The organism is Pseudomonas sp. Tun-23181, assembly GCF_057415455.1.
This window is the reverse complement of record NZ_CM171630.1, coordinates 5,658,137-5,677,725: the sequence shown is the minus strand read 5'-3', so window position 1 is coordinate 5,677,725 and position 19,589 is coordinate 5,658,137. Positions and strand designations below refer to the sequence as shown.

The 19,589-nt window shown below is 63.1% G+C and carries 17 protein-coding genes; 2 read left to right on the top strand and 15 right to left on the bottom strand.

Annotated elements, in window-relative coordinates:
• Positions 1–86: 86 nt before the first annotated feature.
• Positions 87–950 carry a pirin family protein gene (locus tag ACDI39_RS26680; RefSeq protein ID WP_253081564.1) on the top strand — a complete coding sequence of 288 codons (864 nt, stop codon included), beginning with the start codon at positions 87–89 and terminating at the stop codon, positions 948–950.
• Positions 951–983: 33 nt separating this feature from the next.
• Here the strand turns inward: ACDI39_RS26680 and ACDI39_RS26675 are convergent, their stop codons facing one another.
• From ACDI39_RS26675 to ACDI39_RS26660, 4 genes are all read right to left on the bottom strand, one after another.
• The gene (locus ACDI39_RS26675; protein WP_225790394.1) at positions 984–1,709 is read right to left on the bottom strand and encodes a dienelactone hydrolase family protein; all 726 of its coding nucleotides are present in this window, start codon (positions 1,707–1,709) and stop codon (positions 984–986) included.
• Between the two features lie 264 nt (positions 1,710–1,973).
• Complete coding sequence (gene htpG, locus ACDI39_RS26670; RefSeq protein WP_225790393.1) at positions 1,974–3,881, bottom strand: molecular chaperone HtpG; 1,908 nt, start codon at positions 3,879–3,881, stop codon at positions 1,974–1,976.
• Positions 3,882–3,976: 95 nt separating this feature from the next.
• A complete protein-coding gene (locus ACDI39_RS26665; RefSeq protein ID WP_225790392.1) occupies positions 3,977–4,435 on the bottom strand; it encodes a PaaI family thioesterase in 459 nt (152 codons plus the stop codon).
• Positions 4,432–4,908 (bottom strand): PaaI family thioesterase, encoded by a 477-nt coding sequence (locus ACDI39_RS26660; RefSeq protein ID WP_225790391.1) that lies wholly within the window; start codon positions 4,906–4,908, stop codon positions 4,432–4,434. Before ACDI39_RS26660 ends, ACDI39_RS26665 begins: the two co-directional genes overlap by 4 nt.
• Before the next feature lie 157 nt (positions 4,909–5,065).
• Here ACDI39_RS26660 and ACDI39_RS26655 point away from each other — a divergent pair, with 157 nt between their 5' ends.
• Positions 5,066–5,368, top strand: a complete 303-nt coding sequence (locus tag ACDI39_RS26655; RefSeq protein ID WP_225790390.1) for a hypothetical protein — start codon at positions 5,066–5,068, stop codon at positions 5,366–5,368.
• A gap of 66 nt (positions 5,369–5,434) precedes the next feature.
• Here the strand turns inward: ACDI39_RS26655 and ACDI39_RS26650 are convergent, their stop codons facing one another.
• The 11 genes from ACDI39_RS26650 to sdhC form a co-directional block, all read right to left on the bottom strand.
• Positions 5,435–6,184, bottom strand: a complete 750-nt coding sequence (locus tag ACDI39_RS26650; RefSeq protein ID WP_253091003.1) for a DUF599 domain-containing protein — start codon at positions 6,182–6,184, stop codon at positions 5,435–5,437.
• A 282-nt stretch (positions 6,185–6,466) separates the two neighbouring features.
• Positions 6,467–7,780: a branched-chain amino acid transport system II carrier protein gene (gene brnQ / locus ACDI39_RS26645; protein ID WP_225790388.1), complete on the bottom strand. Its 1,314-nt coding sequence runs from the start codon at positions 7,778–7,780 to the stop codon at positions 6,467–6,469.
• 389 nt (positions 7,781–8,169) lie between these two features.
• Entirely contained in the window at positions 8,170–9,054 is an 885-nt protein-coding gene (gene sucD / locus ACDI39_RS26640) for a succinate--CoA ligase subunit alpha (protein WP_225790387.1), read from the bottom strand.
• The gene (gene sucC / locus ACDI39_RS26635; RefSeq protein ID WP_225790386.1) at positions 9,054–10,220 is read right to left on the bottom strand and encodes an ADP-forming succinate--CoA ligase subunit beta; all 1,167 of its coding nucleotides are present in this window, start codon (positions 10,218–10,220) and stop codon (positions 9,054–9,056) included. The genes sucD and sucC overlap by 1 nt, the downstream gene beginning before the upstream one ends.
• Before the next feature lie 172 nt (positions 10,221–10,392).
• Positions 10,393–11,829 (bottom strand): dihydrolipoyl dehydrogenase, encoded by a 1,437-nt coding sequence (gene lpdA, locus ACDI39_RS26630; protein ID WP_225790385.1) that lies wholly within the window; start codon positions 11,827–11,829, stop codon positions 10,393–10,395.
• Positions 11,830–11,923: 94 nt separating this feature from the next.
• Positions 11,924–13,144: a 2-oxoglutarate dehydrogenase complex dihydrolipoyllysine-residue succinyltransferase gene (odhB, locus tag ACDI39_RS26625; RefSeq protein ID WP_253167903.1), complete on the bottom strand. Its 1,221-nt coding sequence runs from the start codon at positions 13,142–13,144 to the stop codon at positions 11,924–11,926.
• Between the two features lie 42 nt (positions 13,145–13,186).
• Positions 13,187–16,018 carry a 2-oxoglutarate dehydrogenase E1 component gene (locus ACDI39_RS26620; protein WP_253080416.1) on the bottom strand — a complete coding sequence of 944 codons (2,832 nt, stop codon included), beginning with the start codon at positions 16,016–16,018 and terminating at the stop codon, positions 13,187–13,189.
• A 247-nt stretch (positions 16,019–16,265) separates the two neighbouring features.
• Positions 16,266–16,970 carry a succinate dehydrogenase iron-sulfur subunit gene (locus ACDI39_RS26615; RefSeq protein WP_225790382.1) on the bottom strand — a complete coding sequence of 235 codons (705 nt, stop codon included), beginning with the start codon at positions 16,968–16,970 and terminating at the stop codon, positions 16,266–16,268.
• An 11-nt stretch (positions 16,971–16,981) separates the two neighbouring features.
• Positions 16,982–18,754: a succinate dehydrogenase flavoprotein subunit gene (sdhA, locus tag ACDI39_RS26610; RefSeq protein ID WP_225790381.1), complete on the bottom strand. Its 1,773-nt coding sequence runs from the start codon at positions 18,752–18,754 to the stop codon at positions 16,982–16,984.
• A 3-nt stretch (positions 18,755–18,757) separates the two neighbouring features.
• Positions 18,758–19,126, bottom strand: a complete 369-nt coding sequence (gene sdhD, locus ACDI39_RS26605; RefSeq protein WP_225790380.1) for a succinate dehydrogenase, hydrophobic membrane anchor protein — start codon at positions 19,124–19,126, stop codon at positions 18,758–18,760.
• Positions 19,120–19,506, bottom strand: coding sequence for a succinate dehydrogenase, cytochrome b556 subunit (gene sdhC / locus ACDI39_RS26600; RefSeq protein WP_225790379.1), 387 nt, complete (start codon positions 19,504–19,506; stop codon positions 19,120–19,122). The genes sdhD and sdhC overlap by 7 nt, the downstream gene beginning before the upstream one ends.
• Positions 19,507–19,589 lie beyond the last annotated feature (83 nt).

Here is a 19,589-nt window from a genome sequence, read left to right as displayed (position 1 = left end):
TAGACCGGCAAGCACAGCGGACGGTTCAGCGACGGCCGCCAACCCGCTATGCTTGGGGCATCCACCGCCTTGCCTGGAGCCCTGTCATGAGCAGCCCACTGGTCATCCACCCACGCGCCGAATCGGTCGAGGGCCAGCCCATCCTGCGTCCGCTGCCTTCGGCCCAGTGCCGCAGCGTCGGCCCCTTCGTGTTCTTCGACCACATGCTGGAGACCGACTACGCACCGGGCAGCGGCATGGACATCCGCCAGCACCCGCACATCGGCCTGTCGACCCTGACCTACCTGTTCGAGGGCGAGATCCTGCACAAGGACAGCCTGGGCTCCGAGCAGCGCGTGCTGCCCGGCGAGGTCAGCTGGATGACCGCCGGCCGCGGCGTCGCCCATGTCGAACGCACTCCCGTGGACAGCGTGGCCGCAGGGTCGCGCCTGCATGGCCTGCAGGTCTGGCTGGCATCGCCACGCGAGGCCGAGCAGGGGCCGGCCAGCTACAGCCACCACCCAGCGGACAGCCTGCCGGTCAGCGACAGCCTCGGCGTGCGCATCTGCATGATCGCCGGCGAAGGTTTCTGCCTGCGATCCCCAGTGCCGGTGCTCTCCCCTACCCTCTACGCCCATGTGCGGATGCAGCCGGCCACGACCCTGAACGTGCCGACGGAGCATGCGCAGCGTGCCCTGTACCTGCTCGATGGTGAACTGTTGCTCGGAGAGGACGAGGTCGACCCGTGCAGCCTGGTCGTGCTGCCGGAGGGCGAAGAGGTGACGCTGTACGCGCAAAGCGAATGCCAGCTGGTGCTTATCGGCGGCGCGCCACTGGATGGGCCACGGCGGATGAACTGGAACTTCGTGGCCAGCGATCCGGAGCTGATCGAACAGGCCCGTGCGCGCTGGGCGGCGGGTGACTGGCCCAGGGTGCCGGGGGAGACTTCGCGGATCGAACTGCCTCGCTGACGTGGGGCCGCTTCGCGGCCCCACCCAGGCACCTCAGCCCTGGAAGACCTCCGCCAGCAGGTTGTGCATGGCACGGAAGGCCCGCTCCGAGGTACGCCGGTCATACTGCATCTTGCCCGGCACGTTCGCCCCAGGATCGGTGAACGAATGCACCGCCCCACCATAGCTGACCAGTTGCCAGTCGACCTTGGCGGCGTTCATCTCATCCTCGAAGGCCGGCAACTGCTCCTTGGCCACCAATGGGTCGGACGCCCCGTGCAGCACCAGCACCGAACCCTGGATACGCTTGGCATCGGCCGGGTTCGGCGTGTCCAGGGTGCCGTGGAAGGAGACCGTGGCCTTGAGATCGGCCCCGGCACGGGCCAGTTCCAGGGCGCAACAGCCACCGAAGCAGAAACCGAAAGCCGCCACCTTGCCCGGCTCCAGCAGCGCCTTCGATTGCCCCAGCAATTGCGCCAGGGCTTCTTCCATGCGCTTGCGCAGCTCGCCGCGATCGTTCTTCAGCGGCATCATCGCCGCCCCCGCCTCATCGGCGTTGGATGGCCGCACCGATTGCCCATACAGGTCGGCGATCAGCACCACATAGCCTTTCTCGGCCACTTCCTTGGCGATCCGCTCGGCACCCTCGCCAATCCCCATCCAGTTCGGCGCCATCACCAAGCCCGGCTGAGGCAACGCGCCCGGCGTGTAGACCAGGCGGCTCTCATAAGCCTTGCCCGACAGGTGATAGACCAGCGACTCGACGATTACCTTGCTCATCAAACCCTCCTTGCACCATGAAAAAAGCCCGCCGAAGCGCAATGTCAGTCAGTTAAGCGGCGCTTTGTCATTTTTGGGGCTACCTTGCAGCCCATCGCCGGCAAAGCCGGCTCCCACAGGGACCGCGGCGACCACACATGATGCGGTTTGCACGGACAATGTGGGAGCCGGCTTGCCGGCGATGGGGCGCGAAGCGGCCCCAAATGGCAACTGAAAGTCTTAACTGACCGGCATTGCGCCGAAGCGGGCTTTCCTTGCATCAACTCAAGCAGACAGCTCGACCAGCAGCTTGTTCAGGCGACGAACGTAGGCCGCCGGATCCTTCAGGCTGTCACCGGCCGCCAGGGCCGCCTGGTCGAACAGGATGTGCGACAGCTCGGCGAAGCGATCCTCGCTCTGCTCGTTGTCCAGCTTCTCGATCAGCGGGTGGCCCGGGTTGAACTCGAAGATCGGCTTGGCTTCCGGTACCTTCTGCCCGCTGGCTTCGAGGATCTGGCGCATCTGCAGGCCCAGGTCCTGTTCGCCGATGGCCAGGATCGCCGGCGAGTCGGTCAGGCGGTGAGAGACCCGCACCTCGGCGACGCTGTCGCCCAGCGCGGTCTTCAGGCGCTCGACCAGGCCTTCCTTCTCCTTGGCAATCTCTTCCTGGGCTTTCTTGTCTTCTTCGGAATCCAACTGGCCCAGGTCCAGGTCGCCGCGGGCGACATCGACGAAGCCCTTGCCGTCGAACTCGTTGAGGTAGCTCATCAGCCACTCGTCGATGCGGTCGGTCAGCAGCAGGACCTCGATGCCCTTCTTGCGGAAGACTTCCAGGTGCGGGCTGTTCTTGACCTGCGCGTAGGTTTCGCCGGTCAGGTAGTAGATCTTGTCCTGGCCTTCCTTGGCGCGGGCCAGGTAGTCGGCCAGGGCGACGCTCTGCTCGCCACTGTCGTCATGAGTGGAGGCAAAGCGCAGCAGGCCGGCGATCTTCTCCTTGTTGGCGAAGTCCTCGGCCGGGCCCTCTTTCATCACCTGACCGAAGTTCTTCCAGAAGCCCTTGTACTGCTCGGGCTCGTTCTTCGCCAGCTTCTCCAGCATGTCCAGCACGCGCTTGGTCAGGGCCGTCTTCATCGAATCGATGATCGGGTCCTTCTGCAGGATCTCGCGGGAGACGTTCAGCGACAGGTCGTTGGAGTCGACCACACCCTTGATGAAACGCAGGTACAGCGGCAGGAACGACTCGGCCTGGTCCATGATGAACACGCGCTGCACGTACAGTTTCAGGCCGCGTGGCGCTTCGCGCTGGTACAGGTCGAACGGCGCACGGGCCGGCACGTACAGCAGCGAGTTGTATTCCAGCTTGCCTTCGACCTTGTTGTGGCTCCAGGCCAGCGGGTTCTCGAAGTCGTGGGCGATGTGCTTGTAGAACTCCTGGTACTCCTCGTCCTTGACCTCGGTGCGCGGACGGGTCCACAGGGCGCTGGCGCGGTTGACGGTTTCCCATTCCTGGGCCGGCTGCTCCTCGCCCTCGGCGGCCGCAGGCTGCTGCTTGGGCAGCTCGATCGGCAGGGCGATGTGGTCGGAGTATTTCTTGACGATGTTGCGCAGGCGCCAGCCGTCGGCGAACTCTTCCTCGCCCTTCTTCAGGTGCAGGACGATACGGGTGCCGCGCTGGGGCTTGTCGACGGTGGCGACTTCGAACTCGCCCTCGCCCTTGGACGACCAGTGCACACCCTCGGCGGCTGGCAAGCCGGCGCGACGGCTGAAGACGTCGACCTTGTCGGCGACGATGAACGCCGAATAGAAGCCGACGCCGAACTGGCCGATCAGGTGCGAGTCCTTCTTCTGGTCACCGGTCAGGCTCTTCATGAAGTCGGCGGTGCCGGACTTGGCGATGGTGCCCAGGTGGGTGATGACGTCCTCGCGGCTCATGCCGATACCGTTGTCCTCGAGGGTCACGGTGCCGGCATCCTTGTCGAAGCTCACGCGGATCTTCAGATCGGCATCGCCCTCGAGCAGTTCAGGCTTGGCCAGGGCCTCGAAACGCAGCTTGTCGGCGGCGTCGGAGGCGTTGGAGATCAGTTCGCGCAGGAAGATCTCCTTGTTCGAGTACAGCGAATGGATCATGAGGTGCAGCAGTTGCTTCACCTCGGTCTGGAAGCCCAGGGTTTCTTTTTGAGTCTCCACACTCATGGTCTTCAAAACTCCGATCTGATTGCAGTTGTCGCCTGGCGGCCGCGGTGGCCTGCGTTGAATGGCGGATGTCCTGCAGATGGGGGCTCGCTTGGCTATTTCAAGGGCTTTTCCGGTTCGATCTTGAAATGGGCCCGGGCAGTGGCGATCGGCGAGTCGCGATCGCCCTGCCAGGCGGTGATGGCGACGTTGGTCACCCGGCGGCCCTGGCGCCACAGCTGGCACTGGGCGAAAGTGTCGCGGTAGTGCCCGGCCCGCAGGTAATCGATGGAGAAGTCGATGATCTTCGGGATACTGGCGCTTTCGCTGTAGATCAGCAGGTACAGCGCCGCCGACAGCTCCATGAAGCCTGCGATCACGCCGCCATGGATCGCTGGCAGCAATGGGTTGCCGATGTTGTCCTGGCTGGCAGGCAGGCGGAACAGCAGGTCGTCGCCCTGGCGCTCGCATTCGATGCCGATCAGCCCGGCATAGGGGATCAACGCCAGCAAGGGCCGGTAGTCACCGACGGCATGGGCCTGGTTGAGACGTTCGCGGACATCCCGTGGAATCATGCCCTGCTCTCCTTGAGGCTGTTGCCGAAATGGATTCCGCCCTTGACCTGCGAGCCCAAGCGCATGAAGGTGCCGACCACCTGGCAGATCGGCTGCGCGGAGTCGTCCTGGTAGGCCGTGCCACGGGTGAAGATCACGTCGCGGGTCACCCGGTAGCATTGGGCATGGCCGAAGATGTCCTTGCCCGCCTGGGCCGGATGCATGTAGTCGATGCGCAGGTCGAGGGTCGGGCAGACTTCGAAGCGCGGCAGCGCGCACAAGGTCGCCATGCCGCAGGTGGTGTCCATCAGCGTGGTCAGGGCGCCGCCATGGACGGCGCCAGTCTGCGGGTTGCCGACGATCGCCGGCGACCAGGGCAGAACCAGGGTCATGCCGTCGGCATCGGCATGATGCACACGCATCTGCAACAGCTGGCAATGTTTCAAGGCCGACAAGAAACGTTCGGCCATGGCCATCAAGGTCGTATCGGTCATCTGCGGCTATTTCCGTGATCGATTTCACAGCGGCATGAAAACGGTGAAAAGTCCATATAGATCCGCGTGTTATATATCTGACATGTTTGCGGAACTTATTCCGCTTACTTGAACTCGAAGGAACAAGTCAGTTATTCCACCAAGGAGAGACACCCCCATGCGTAAACCTTTTGCTTTTGCTCTGATGCTGGCCGCTGCCATGGGTCTGGCCGCTTGCGACAAAGCGAGCGAGGACAAAGCCCAGGACGCACAGCAACACGCCGAGCAAGCCCAGGAGAAGATGGGCGAAGCTCAGGATAAGATGAACGAGGCCGCCAAGGAAAACGCCGAAGCCGCCAAAGATCAGGCCGAAGCGCAGCAGAAGGCCGCCGAGGAAGCCGCCCCGGCTACGCCGGCTCCGGAAACCGCACCTGCCACCCCTGCTCCGGACACCGCGCCGACCGAGCCAGCCAAGCAGTAAGCGGCACATACAAAAAAACCCGACATTGTCGGGTTTTTTTGTGCCTGGCGCTTTAGATGAAACGCTTCAGTTAATGCTACCGGTACTTTCCTTGCCCGCGTCCTGCGGTACATGTTCCGTCGGCGTGAAGACCATGACGTCCAGTACATCGGAGTGGAATTCCCGGCGATAGAGGATAAATACCACACCAACGCTCATGGCCATGAACAGCCATGGGCTGATGAACCAGCTCAACATGGCCATGCCGAAATAATACGAACGCAGGCCGAAGTTGAACTGGTTGGCTGCCAGCGACAATACCCGGGCCGCCCGCGATGCGAATGCCTTGCGCTCCAGTTCGTTGACCTGGCGCTCACCGACCATGGGCGCCGAGCCGACCAGCACGGCGGCGAAGTTGTACTGGCGCATGCACCAACTGAAAGTGAAGAAGGCATAGACGAACACCATCGCCAGGCACAGCAGCTTGATTTCCGACATCCCCTGGGAGGCCTGCTGTACCAGCGGCAGGTCCGCCAGCAGCGACAACGCCCGGTCCGAGGCGCCCAGCACGGTGAGGATGCCGGCCAGGATGATCAGCGTACTGGAGGCGAAGAACGAGGCATTGCGCTCCAGGTTGCCGATCACGCTGGCGTCGGCGATGCGGTTGTCGCGCAGCAGCATGCGGCGCATCCAGTCTTCCCGGTAGAGGTGCAGCACACTGGCCAGGCAGGCGGTGTCACGGCCTTTCCAGATGGCATAGCGGGTGTAGCCGCCCCAGCAAAGGGCGAACCAGCAAACCGCCAGCAGGTTGCTCAGATTGCTTTGTATGAAGCTCATGCAGGCTCCTGATCGTTCCGGTGCACAGAATGATATAGACCGGCTTTCGACGCTCGGTCGACGGAAAAGGCACGCCTTGGTCGTAAAAAATCCAGGAGGAGATGGGGTTAAGACTGTCAGGCACCCTACCGGGGCCGCTCCGCGCGCCAATGTTGCTAACCGACCGGTATTGGGACCTGCGATGAAAAAACCCCGTGCCCTTGCGGACACGGGGTTTCGGTCTCGACCATCGACGGGCGCCCTTCGGCTTGTGGCCGGCGCCCACCTGACGGTGTCAACGCATCACGCCAGCGCCTCGCGCGGCTTGCCGAGCATACGGTCGCAGGCCACGGCAGCGGCCAGGGTGATCACCGACGGCACCAACCAGGCCAGGCCCTGCTCGCTCAGCGGCAGGTGCGCCATGGCATCCGGCAGGAGGTGCGCCAGGCTGCTGCCCTTGATCGCATCGACCATGCCGAACAGCAGGGATACCAGCATCACCGGCGCCAGGATGCGCACCGGCGAGTTCCACAGCTCCTTGCAGAAGCTCAGGCCCACCACCACGATGCAGGGCGGGTAGATGGCGGTCAGCACCGGGATCGAGAACAGGATCAGCTTGGTCAGGCCCAGGTTGGAGATCAGCAGCGAGAAACCAGCGAGAATCACCACCAGCGCACGGTACGACAGCGGCAGGATCTGGCTGAAGTACTCCGCGCAAGCGCAGGTCAGGCCGACCGCGGTGACCAGGCAGGCCAGGGCGATCAGCACGGCCAGGAAGCCGCTGCCCAGCGAGCCGAAGGTGTGCTGCACGTAGGCATGCAGAACCGCCGCGCCGTTGGTGGCGCCCATGGCGATGTCATGGCTGCCGGCACCCAGGCGGAACAGGCTGATGTACACCAGGGCCAGGCCCACACCGGCGATCAGGCCCGCGATGATGGCGTAGCGGGTGATCAGCTTCGGCGACTCGACGCCCCGGGAACGGATGGCGTTGACGATGACGATGCCGAAGACCAGCGCACCCAGGGTGTCCATGGTCAGGTAGCCGTTGATGAAGCCCTGGGAGAACGGTGAGGCCACGTAGGCCGGTTGCGCCTCGCCGATGGTCCCGGCCGGCAACGCGAAGGCAGCGATGCCCAGCACGGCCAGGGCGATGATCTTCAGCGGCGCGAGGAAGCGGCCGACGGTGTCGAGCAGCTTGCCCGGGTACATGGACACCGCCAGCACCACCAGGAAATACACCAGGCTGTAGATGAACAACGCCAGCGGGCTTTCACCGGTCAGCGGCGCCACGCCCACCTCGAAGGACACGGTGGCGGTGCGTGGGGTGGCGAACAGCGGGCCGACCGACAGGTAGCACACGGCAGCCAGCAGGCCGCCGAAGAACTTGCCGATCGGGCTGCTCAGGGCGTCCATGCCGCCACCGACCTTGGCCAGGGCGACCACGGTGATGACCGGCAGGCCAACGGCCGTGACCAAAAAGCCCAGTGCCGCCATCCACACGTGCGGACCGGCTTGCAGACCGACGATGGGCGGGAAGATGATATTGCCAGCGCCGACGAACAGCGCGAACGTCATAAAGCCAAGCGCCAGGATGTCCTGGCCTTTCAACACTTTCATTTAAGGAAGTACCACACTGCTGAAATCGGGATTCGTGAGGGGATTTCCCCATGGGTCGGGGGAAATGCTGCCCGGCTTGATGAGCCAGACCCGTTTAGCGTGTCGTTCCCTTTTGGGGTACGGGCACAGAGTGAGCGCGTAGGGTAACCGTTTTACCCAGCAAACGCACTGGTACAGTCGTGCTTGTCCGATGTGCGTATGTTCTTGTCGTCTGGGTGACTCTGAGCTGCGAGAATTCTCTCAGGCACCTGATGAGATGTCTGTCTGAAAATTCCTATCAAACCGATCGAATTCATCGTGCATGACGCAGGGGGCGTTGAATCCCTGCTCGCAAGAAACACAAAGGCCACCCGAAGGTGGCCTTTGTGTTGCGTGGGGGGTAAAGCGTATTACTTCTTGATTTCCCAACCGGTCAGCTCGGCCAGGGCCTTGCCGATGTCAGCCAGGGAACGCACGGTCTTCACACCGGCGTCCTGCAGGGCGGCGAACTTCTCGTCCGCGGTGCCCTTGCCACCGGAGATGATGGCGCCAGCGTGGCCCATGCGCTTACCTGCAGGCGCGGTAACACCGGCGATGTAGGAAACGACAGGCTTGGTGACGTTGGCCTTGATGTAGGCCGCGGCCTCTTCCTCGGCGGAACCACCGATCTCACCGATCATGACGATCGCTTCGGTCTGCGGGTCTTCCTGGAACAGCTTGAGGATATCGATGAAGTTGGAGCCCGGGATCGGGTCGCCACCGATACCAACGCAGGTCGACTGGCCGAAGCCGGCGTCGGTGGTCTGCTTGACCGCTTCATAGGTCAGGGTGCCGGAACGGGAAACGATACCGACCTTGCCTGGCTGGTGGATGTGGCCCGGCATGATGCCGATCTTGCACTCGCCCGGCGTGATGACGCCTGGGCAGTTCGGGCCGATCAGGCGTACGCCCAGCTCGTCGCACTTGACCTTGGCGTCCAGCATGTCGAGGGTAGGAATACCCTCGGTGATGCAGACGATCAGCTTGATGCCGGCGTTGGCCGCTTCCAGGATCGAGTCCTTGCAGAAAGGAGCCGGAACGTAGATCACCGAGGCTTCGGCGCCGGTGGTCTCAACGGCTTCCTTGACGGTGTTGAACACCGGCAGGCCCAGGTGGGTGGTGCCACCCTTGCCCGGGGTGACGCCGCCAACCATCTTGGTGCCGTAGGCGATGGCCTGTTCGGAGTGGAAAGTGCCCTGCGAGCCGGTGAAGCCCTGGCAGATGACTTTGGTGTCTTTATTGATCAGGACGCTCATTACTTGCCCTCCGCAGCTTTGACAACTTGTTGAGCAGCGTCGGTCAGGCTGGTAGCCGCAATGATGTTCAAACCGCTTTCTGCCAGAACTTTAGCGCCCAGTTCGGCGTTGTTGCCTTCGAGGCGAACCACGACCGGCACCTTGACGCCGACTTCCTTCACTGCACCGATGATGCCTTCGGCGATCATGTCGCAGCGAACGATGCCACCGAAGATGTTGACCAGCACGGCCGCGACATTGCTGTCGGACAGGATGATCTTGAACGCTTCGGTCACGCGTTCCTTGGTAGCGCCACCGCCAACGTCGAGGAAGTTGGCCGGCTTGCCGCCGTGCAGGTTGACGATGTCCATGGTACCCATGGCCAGGCCTGCGCCGTTGACCATGCAGCCGATGTTGCCTTCCAGGGCCACGTAGTTCAGCTCGAAGCTGGCGGCGTGGGCTTCACGCGGGTCGTCCTGGGACGGGTCGTGCATGGCCTTGAGCTTCGGCTGGCGATAGATCGCGTTGCCGTCGATGTTGATCTTGGCGTCCAGGCAGTGCAGGTCGCCGTCGGCCTTGATGACCAGCGGGTTGACTTCCAGCAGGGCCAGGTCGTAGTCCTGGAACAGCTTGGCCAGGCCGGTGAAGATCTTGACGAACTGGGCGACTTGCTTGCCTTCCAGGCCCAGCTTGAACGCCAGCTCACGGCCCTGGAACGGCTGGGCGCCGACCAGCGGGTCGATGGTGGCCTTGAGAATCTTCTCGGGAGTGTCGTGCGCGACCTTCTCGATGTCCACGCCACCTTCGGTGGAGGCCATGAACACGATGCGGCGGCTGGAACGATCGACGACCGCGCCCAGGTAGAGTTCCTTGGCGATGTCAGTGCAGGATTCGACCAGGATCTTGCTGACTGGCTGGCCGTTGGCGTCGGTCTGGTAGGTCACCAGGCGCTTGCCCAGCCACTGCGCGGCGAACGCCTTGGCGTCCTCCTTGCTCTTGACCAGCTTGACGCCGCCCGCCTTGCCGCGACCGCCGGCGTGGACCTGGGCCTTTACGACCCACTCGGAACCGCCGATCTTTTCGCAGGCTTCTGCGGCAGCTTCAGGGGTATCGACAGCGAAACCCTTGGAAACTGGCAGGCCGTATTCAGCGAACAGCTGCTTACCCTGATACTCGTGAAGATTCATGCTTTTTACCGTCTTCGTTAGGTACTGCGCTTCGGCGCTGCACCGTTACCGGTGCCGCGCCACCTGTGACCGTTGACCCGCGGGTTGTCCCGAGGGCCCGGTCCGGCGGACGTTCCGCGGTGAGTCTTGCACGCAAGACCCACGACGGGCAGCCCGCCGTGGTTTCTTATAATTAACGCTTCTTACGGTTGGCCACGTGAATGGCACCGCCATTCACTGCCAGCGCGGCTTCGTGCAGCGCTTCGGACAGGGTCGGATGGCTGAAGACCATCATGCCCAGGTCTTCGGCGCTGGTGCCGAATTCCATCGCGATCGCACCCTGCTGGACCAGCTCGGCAGCGGATGGGCCGATCACGTGAACGCCCAGGACGCGGTCGGTCTTGGCATCGGCGATGACCTTGACGAAACCACCGGTATCGTTGGCCGCCATCGCACGGCCGCTGGCCGCGAACGGGAAGGTGCCCACGTTAACCTCAACGCCCTCGGCCTTCAAGGCCTGTTCGGTCTTGCCGACCCAAGCGATTTCCGGGTGGGTGTAGATGACCGACGGGATCAGGTCGTAGTTCATCTGGGCCTTGTGGCCCTTGATGCGCTCGACCACCATGATGCCCTCTTCCGAGGCCTTGTGCGCCAGCATCAGGCCACGTACCACGTCGCCGATGGCGTAGACGCCCGGCACGCTGGTGGCGCAGTAGTCATCGACGTAGATGTAGCCACGCTCGTCGATGGTCACGCCGCTGTCGGCGGCCAGCAGGTCGGTGGTCACCGGGCGGCGGCCGACCGCGACGATCAGCTTGTCGAAGACGATCTTCTGTTCGCCGTTGGCGTCGGTGTAGGTGACTTCGACTTCGTCGCCGTTGACCTTCGAGCCGGTCACGCGGGCGCCCAGCTTGATGTCCAGGCCCTGCTTGGTCAGGGTCTTCAGCGCTTCCTTGGAAACCGCGGTGTCGGCGGCCATCAGGAAGGTGTCCAGGGCTTCCAGGACGGTGACTTCGGCACCCAGGCGGGCCCATACCGAACCCAGCTCCAGGCCGATGACGCCAGCGCCGATCACGCCCAGGCGCTTCGGCACGGCCTGGAATTCCAGGGCGCCGGTGGAGTCGACGATGACTTTCTGGTCGACCGGAGCCGGCGGAATGTCGATCGGACGCGAACCGGAGGCCAGGATCACGTTCTCGGCCTCGATGACTTCGACCGAACCGTCAGGCTTGGTGACTTCGACCTTCTTGCCAGCCAGCAGCTTGCCGTGCCCTTGGATCGAGGTCACGCCATTGGCCTTGAACAGGGTGGCGACGCCACCGGTCAGGTTCTTGACGATGCCGGCCTTGCGACCGACCATCGCGGCGACGTCCATTTTCACTTCGCCAGTGGAGATACCGTGGACGTTGAAGCTCTCTTTGGCTTCCTTGTACTTCCAGGAGCTGTCCAGCAGGGCCTTGGAAGGAATGCAACCCACGTTCAGGCAGGTACCGCCCAGGGCCAGCTTGCCCTCGGCGTCGGTGTATTTCTCGATGCAGGCGGTCGAAAGGCCGAGCTGAGCAGCCTTGATCGCGGCAACGTAGCCGCCAGGACCAGCACCAATCACCACCACGTCGAATTTCTGGGTCATAAAAGATTCCTTATCAGCTTCAAGCTACAAGCCGCGAGCTGCAAGACGCCCCGCTTCCCAGGAAGCGGGTCGCTTGCAGCTCGTAGCTGCGTGATTAGATGTCCAGCAGCAGACGCGCTGGATCTTCCAGCAGGTTCTTGATGGTCACCAGGAAGGTCACGGCTTCCTTACCGTCGATCAGGCGGTGGTCGTAGGACAGCGCCAGGTACATCATCGGGCGAATGACCACCTGGCCATTGATCGCCATCGGACGCTGGATGATGTTGTGCATGCCCAGGATCGCTGCCTGCGGCGGGTTGACGATCGGGGTCGACATCATCGAACCGAAGGTACCACCGTTGGTGATGGTGAAGGTACCGCCAGTCATCTCTTCGATGGCCAGCTTGCCTTCACGGGCCTTCTTGCCGAAGGTGGCGATGCCGTTCTCGATCTCGGCCAGGCTCATCGACTCGGCGTTGCGCAGGACCGGCACCACCAGGCCACGGTCGCTGGAAACCGCGACACCGACGTCGGCGTAGCCATGGTAGACGATGTCGTTGCCGTCGATCGAGGCGTTGACCGCCGGGAAGCGCTTCAGCGCTTCGGTGGCAGCCTTGACGAAGAACGACATGAAGCCCAGGCGCACGCCGTTGTGGGTCTTCTCGAACAGATCCTTGTACTTCGAACGCAGGGCCATGACTTCGGTCATGTCCACTTCGTTGAAGGTGGTCAGCATGGCCATGTTCGACTGGGCTTCGACCAGGCGCTCGGCGATCTTGGCGCGCAGGCGGGTCATCGGCACGCGCTTCTCGGTGCGGTCACCAGCAGCGGTGACCACTGCAGCGGCAGCGGCGGCGGCAGGCTTGGCAGCCGGAGCAGCGGCAGGCGCGGCCTTCTTGTTGGCGATGGCGGCGACCACGTCTTCCTTGGTCACGCGGCCACCCTTGCCGGTGCCGGCAACGGCAGCCAGGTCGATGCCGTTTTCTTCAGCCAGTTTGCGTGCGGCCGGGGCAGCGACCGGGTCGTCCTCGCCAGCGTCGGCGGCAGCCGGAGCGGCGGCGGCAGCGGCAGGTGCAGCAGCCGGGGCAGCGGCGGCGGCGCCTTCAACGATCGAGCCCAGGACTTCGTCGGACAGGACGGTGTCGCCCTCGCCCTTGACGATGTCACCCAGCACGCCGTCGGCGGTGGCCAGGACTTCCAGGACGACCTTGTCGGTCTCGATGTCGACGATCAGCTCGTCACGCTTGACGGCTTCGCCCGGCTTCTTGTGCCAGGTGGCAACGGTGCCGTCGGCGACCGATTCCGGGAAGGTTGGGGCTTTGATCTCGATAGCCATTATCAGTGATTCCTTAAATTCGGTTTCAGGTGCGCGAAGGCATTAGACAGTGAAGGCATCCTGCAGCAGTTTTTCCTGCTGCTCGGCGTGCATCGATGCGTAACCACAAGCGGGCGCGGCGGACGCTTCGCGACCGGCGTACTCCAGGACCAGCGCCTTGTTGTGGCGGGTCAGGATACGGCGCATGTGGTGCTGGCTGCTGTACCAGGCGCCCTGGTTCATCGGTTCTTCCTGGCACCACACCGCATGCTTGAGGTTGGTGTACGGAGCAAGGATCTCGACCAGGTCGTCCTCAGGGAACGGATACAGCTGCTCGATACGCACGATGGCGATGTCTTCGCGGCCTTCGGCACGGCGTTTTTCCAGCAGGTCGTAGTAGACCTTGCCGCTGCACAGCACGATGCGCTCGACCTTGGCCGGGTCGTGGGCATCGACTTCCGGGATCACGGTCTGGAACGAGCCTTCGGCCAGTTCTTCCAGGGTCGAGATGGCCAGCTTGTGGCGCAGCAGCGACTTCGGCGTCAGGACGATCAGCGGCTTGCGCAGCGGACGGATGACCTGGCGACGCAGCAGGTGGTAGATCTGTGCCGGCGTGGTCGGTACGCAAACCTGGATGTTGTGCTCGGCGCACAGCTGCAGGTAGCGCTCCAGGCGTGCCGAGGAGTGCTCGGGGCCCTGGCCTTCGTAGCCGTGCGGCAGCAGCATGGTCAGGCCGCACAGGCGCCCCCACTTGTGCTCGCCGCTGGTGATGAACTGGTCGATCACCACCTGGGCGCCGTTGGCGAAGTCACCGAACTGGGCTTCCCAGATCACCAGCGCGTTCGGCGTGGTGGTCGAGTAGCCGTATTCGAAGGCCAGTACCGCTTCTTCCGACAGGAAGGAGTCGTACAGCTCGAAGCTCGGCTGGCCGGCGAACAGGTTCTGCAGCGGCAGGTAGGTGCTGGCGTCCTTCTGGTTGTGCAACGCCGCATGGCGGTGCGAGAAGGTGCCGCGGCCTACGTCCTGGCCGGTGATGCGCACCGGGTGGCCTTCGAACAGCAGGGTCGCGTAGGCCATGGTCTCGGCGTAGCCCCAGTTGATCGGCAGGCCGCCGGCCTGCATCTTCTGGCGGTCTTCGTAGATTTTCGAGACCTGGCGCTGGACCACGAAGCCGTCCGGCAGGTCGAGCAGCTTGGCCGACAGGTCCTGCAGGGTCTTGAGGTCGAAGCGGGTGTCGTGACGGGCGGTCCAGGCATGGCCCAGGTATGGGCGCCAATCGACGAACAGCTCGCGGTTCGGCTCCTTGACCAGGCTCTTGACCACGTGCAGGCCGTTGTCCAGCGCATTGCGGTACTCGTCGATCTTGGCCTGGGCGCGCTCGGCGTCGATACGCCCGGCCTGGATCAGGGACTCGGCGTACAGCTCGCGGGTGGTGCGCTGCTTGGCGATCTGCTGGTACATCAGCGGCTGGGTGCCGCTCGGCTCGTCGGCCTCGTTGTGGCCGCGACGGCGGTAGCAGACCAGGTCGATGACCACGTCACGCTTGAACTGCATGCGATAGTCGATGGCCAGCTGGGTGACGAACAGCACCGCTTCCGGGTCATCGCCGTTCACGTGCAGGATCGGCGCCTGGATCATCTTGGCGACGTCGGTGCAGTACTCGGTGGAACGCGAGTCCAGCGGGTTGCTGATGGTGAAACCGACCTGGTTGTTGATCACGATGTGCACGGTACCGCCGGTCTTGAAACCGCGGGTCTGCGACATCTGGAAGGTTTCCATGACCACGCCCTGGCCGGCGAACGCCGCGTCGCCGTGGATCGAGATCGGCAGGACCTTGTCACCGACACGGTCGTTGCGACGGTCCTGGCGGGCACGCACCGAACCCTCCACCACCGGCGAGACGATTTCCAGGTGGGAAGGGTTGAACGCCATGGCCAGGTGGACTTCGCCGCCGGTGGTCATCACGTTGGAGGAGAAGCCCTGGTGATACTTCACGTCACCGGAGCCCAGCTCGTTCATCTTCTTGCCTTCGAACTCGTCGAACAGCTCGCGCGGGTTCTTGCCGAAGGTGTTGACCAGCACGTTGAGACGGCCACGGTGGGCCATGCCGATCACGACTTCCTTGGTGCCGTAGGAGCCGGAGCGCTGGATCATTTCGTCCAGCATCGGGATCAGGCTCTCGCCACCTTCCAGGCCGAAGCGCTTGGTGCCTGGGTACTTGGTGCCCAGGTACTTCTCCAGGCCCTCGGCCGCGGTGACGCGCTCGAGCAGGTGGGTCTGCGCGTCGACGGAGAACTCGGGACGGCCACGGACGCTTTCCAGGCGCTGCTGGAACCAGCTGCGCTGCTCGGAATCGACGATGTGGGTGAACTCGGCGCCGATGGTGCGACAATATGTCTTCTGCAACGCGTCGAAGATTTCGCGTAGGCTCGCCTCCTCCTTGCCGATGTACAGGTCGCCGGCACGGAAGGTCGTATCAAGGTCGGCATTGGTCAAGCCGTAGTGATTGATCGACAGGTCTACGGGCGCAGGGCGCTGCCACAACCCCAGCGGGTCGAGCTTGGCAGCCTGATGACCGCGCATACGATAGGCCTGGATCAGTCGCAGTACTTCAACCTGCTTCTTCTCGTGTTCGCTGCTCACGCTCCCGGCGGAAACCGGCTGGGCGCGGCGCTGGTTCTTCGCCAGCAGTACGAAATGGTCGCGGATTGTAGAGTGCGATACATCGGTAGCGGTGCTGCCGTCGGCGGGCAACTTCTGGAAGTAAGTGCGCCACTCTTCTGGCACAGCGTTAGGGTCGTGCAGGTAGAGCTCATAAAGCTCTTCCACATATGCAGCGTTACCACCTGAAAGGTGGGCGCTTTCCCACATGCGCTGCATCACGCTTTCTTGCATGCTTGGTCACCCTCGGTTAGGGGACTGATCGGCAAGAGCCACAGCAAACCTGGAAAAGTCCGAGTACAGCGACTGAACCACGCCACCGAGGATCCTGCAGATTTTCCGGGTACCAGCCCGGAAGCCCCTGCTGGTCTCATATCTTCATAGGTAATGAGCGCGGGCTTTGTGGGCCCTTGCTCGGGTTTTACCTCGGTGCGGGCTCACCACCCGCACCTCGGCTTGCAACGGTTACAGCGGTCTTACATCAAGTGCCGCTTTGCAGCAGCATGTTACGTACGTGACCGATCGCCTTGGTCGGGTTCAGACCTTTCGGGCAAACGTTTACGCAGTTCATGATCCCGCGGCAGCGGAATACGCTGAACGGGTCATCCAGGGACGCCAGGCGCTCCTGGGTCTTGGTGTCACGGCTGTCGGCCAGGAAGCGATAGGCCTGCAGCAGCGCGGCGGGACCGAGGAACTTGTCCGGGTTCCACCAGAACGACGGGCAGGAGGTCGAGCAGCAAGCGCACAGGATGCACTCGTACAGGCCGTCCAGCTTGTCACGGTCTTCCGGCGACTGCAGACGCTCGATGGCCGGGGCCGGCGTGTCGTTCTGCAGGAACGGCTTCACCTTCTCGTACTGCTTGTAGAAGATGCTCATATCGACGACCAGGTCACGAATGACCGGCAGGCCCGGCAGCGGACGCAGGACCAGCTTGTTGCCCTTGACCACCGACGACAGCGGGGTGATGCAGGCCAGGCCGTTCTTGCCGTTGATGTTCATGCCATCGGAACCGCAGACACCTTCACGGCAGGAGCGACGGTAGGAGAAACCTTCGTCCTGCTCCTTGATCAAGGCCAGCACGTCCAGCACCATCAGGTCCTTGCCACCGGTGTCGACCTGGAAGGCCTGCATCTTCGGGGCCGAATCGGTGTCCGGGTTGTAACGATAAACTTCGACTTGCAACATAGCGGCCACCCTTAGTAAGTCCGGACTTTTGGTTCGAAGGCCGGTACGGTCTTCGGCGCGAAGTTGACTGCACGCTTGGCCACGCGCTTCTCACCCGGGTAGTACAGGGTGTGGCACAGCCAGTTTTCGTCGTCACGGTCTTCGAAGTCTTCACGGGCGTGGGCGCCACGGGACTCTTTACGGGCTTCGGCCGCGATGGCAGTAGCTTCGGCGACTTCCAGCAGGTTCTGCAGCTCCAGCGCTTCGATACGCGCGGTGTTGAAGGCCTGGGACTTGTCGTTGATCTTGACGTTGGCGATACGGTCGCGCAGGCCGGCCAGCTGCTCGATACCCTTCTGCATGTATTCGCCGGTACGGAATACACCGAAGTAGTTCTGCATGCAGCTCTGCAGCTCGCGCTTGAGGCTGGCGACGTCTTCGCCAGCGGTACGCTCGTTGAGCTTGTTCAGGCGGTTCAGGGCCACGTCGACGTCGGTGTCGCTGGCGTCGCGGTACTCGATGCCTTCGCTCAGCGCCTTCTCCAGGTGCAGGCCGGCGGCGCGACCGAACACCACCAGGTCGAGCAGCGAGTTGCCGCCCAGACGGTTGGCGCCGTGGACCGATACGCACGCCACTTCACCTACGGCGAACAGGCCTTCGATGATGTGATCCTGGCCGTTGGCGTCCATGGTGATGGCCTGGCCATGGATGTTGGTGGCGATGCCGCCCATCATGTAGTGGCAGGTCGGGATGACCGGCACCGGCGCGACGACCGGGTCGACGTGGGCGAAGGTCTTGGACAGTTCGCAGATACCTGGCAGGCGGCTGTGCAGCACTTCCTCGCCCAGGTGGTCCAGCTTCAGCAGCACGTGGTCCTTGTTCGGGCCCACGCCGTTGCCGGCGATGATTTCCTTGACCATGGAACGGGCGACCACGTCGCGGCCGGCCAGGTCCTTCGCGTTCGGAGCGTAACGCTCCATGAAGCGCTCGCCGTGGGCGTTGATCAGGTAGCCACCCTCGCCGCGGCAACCCTCGGTGACCAGCACACCGGCGCCGGCGATGCCGGTCGGGTGGAACTGCCACATCTCGATGTCCTGCACCGGCACGCCGGCACGCAGGGCCATGCCGACACCGTCACCGGTATTGATCAGGGCGTTGGTGGTGGAGGCATAGATACGGCCAGCACCGCCGGTGGCCAGTACGGTGGCCTTGGAACGCACGTAGACGGTCTCGCCGGTCTCGATGCAGATGGCGATCACACCGACGATGGCACCGTCCTGGTTCTTCACCAGGTCGACGGCGTACCACTCGTTGAGGAACACGGTGCCGTGCTTGACGTTGTTCTGGTACAGGGTGTGCAGCAGCGCGTGACCGGTACGGTCGGAGGCCGCGCAGGTACGGGCAGCCTGGCCACCCTTGCCGTAGTCTTTCGACTGGCCGCCGAACGGACGCTGGTAGATGCGGCCGGTTTCGGTACGGGAGAACGGCAGGCCCATGTGGTCCAGTTCGAAGACCGCGGCCGGGCCTTCCTGACACATGTATTCGATCGCGTCCTGGTCACCGATGTAGTCGGAACCCTTGACGGTATCGTACATGTGCCAGCGCCAGTCGTCGTTCGGGTCGGCCGAAGCGATGGCGCAGGTGATGCCGCCCTGGGCGGACACGGTGTGGGAACGGGTCGGGAAGACCTTGGTGATGACCGCGGTCTTGTGACCGCCCTGGGCCAGTTGCAGCGCTGCGCGCATGCCGGCGCCGCCGCCACCGATGATGATGGCGTCGAAGGAAATCGTTGGAAGGCTAGCCATGAATCAGATACCCCAGAGAATCTGTACACCCCAGACGAAGTACGCGAACATCGCGACGCCGCAAACCGCCTGGAACAGGAAACGTACCGCAGTCGCCGACTTGCCGAAGGACATCGGCGTCAGGTAGTCGGTGGCGATGGTCCACATGCCGACCCAGGCGTGAGCGCCCAGGGCCACCAGGGCCAACAGACTGAAGATACGCATCGCGTTGTTGGAGAACAGGCTGTGCCACTGGGCATAGTCGATGCCCGGGTGGGCCACGAGGTAGCCGATCAGGAAGATGAAATAAGCCGCGAGAACGACCGCAGAGACGCGCTGCGCCATCCAGTCATAGAGGCCCGAACGCGACAGGTTCGTGACATTGGTTACCATACCCAAACTCCCGCCAGAACGATCACCACCACGGAGATGACAATCACGATTTTCGAGCCCAGCTTGCCGCCTTCCAGCGTCTCACCGATGCCCATGTCCATGATCAGGTGGCGTACGCCAGCCACCAGGTGATACAGCAGGGCGGACAGCAGCCCCCAGGTCACCAGCTTGGCCAGCGGGCTGGTCAGACACGCCTTCACTTCCGCGAAACCTTCCTCGGAACCCAGGGACTTGCTCAATGCATAGAGCATGATGGCCAGGCCGAGAAACAGGATGACGCCGGAGATACGGTGAAGAATGGACGTGTAAGCGGTGATCGGGAGTTTGATGGTCCTTAGGTCTAGGTTTACAGGTCGTTGGCTTTTCACGGCTTTTTTCACACTGAAGAGCCCCTAGCTAACAGGGCAAAGTTGTTGGTAAGTGTACTGGTCAGGTACCCACCACCCAGGGAGCGACGACCCCC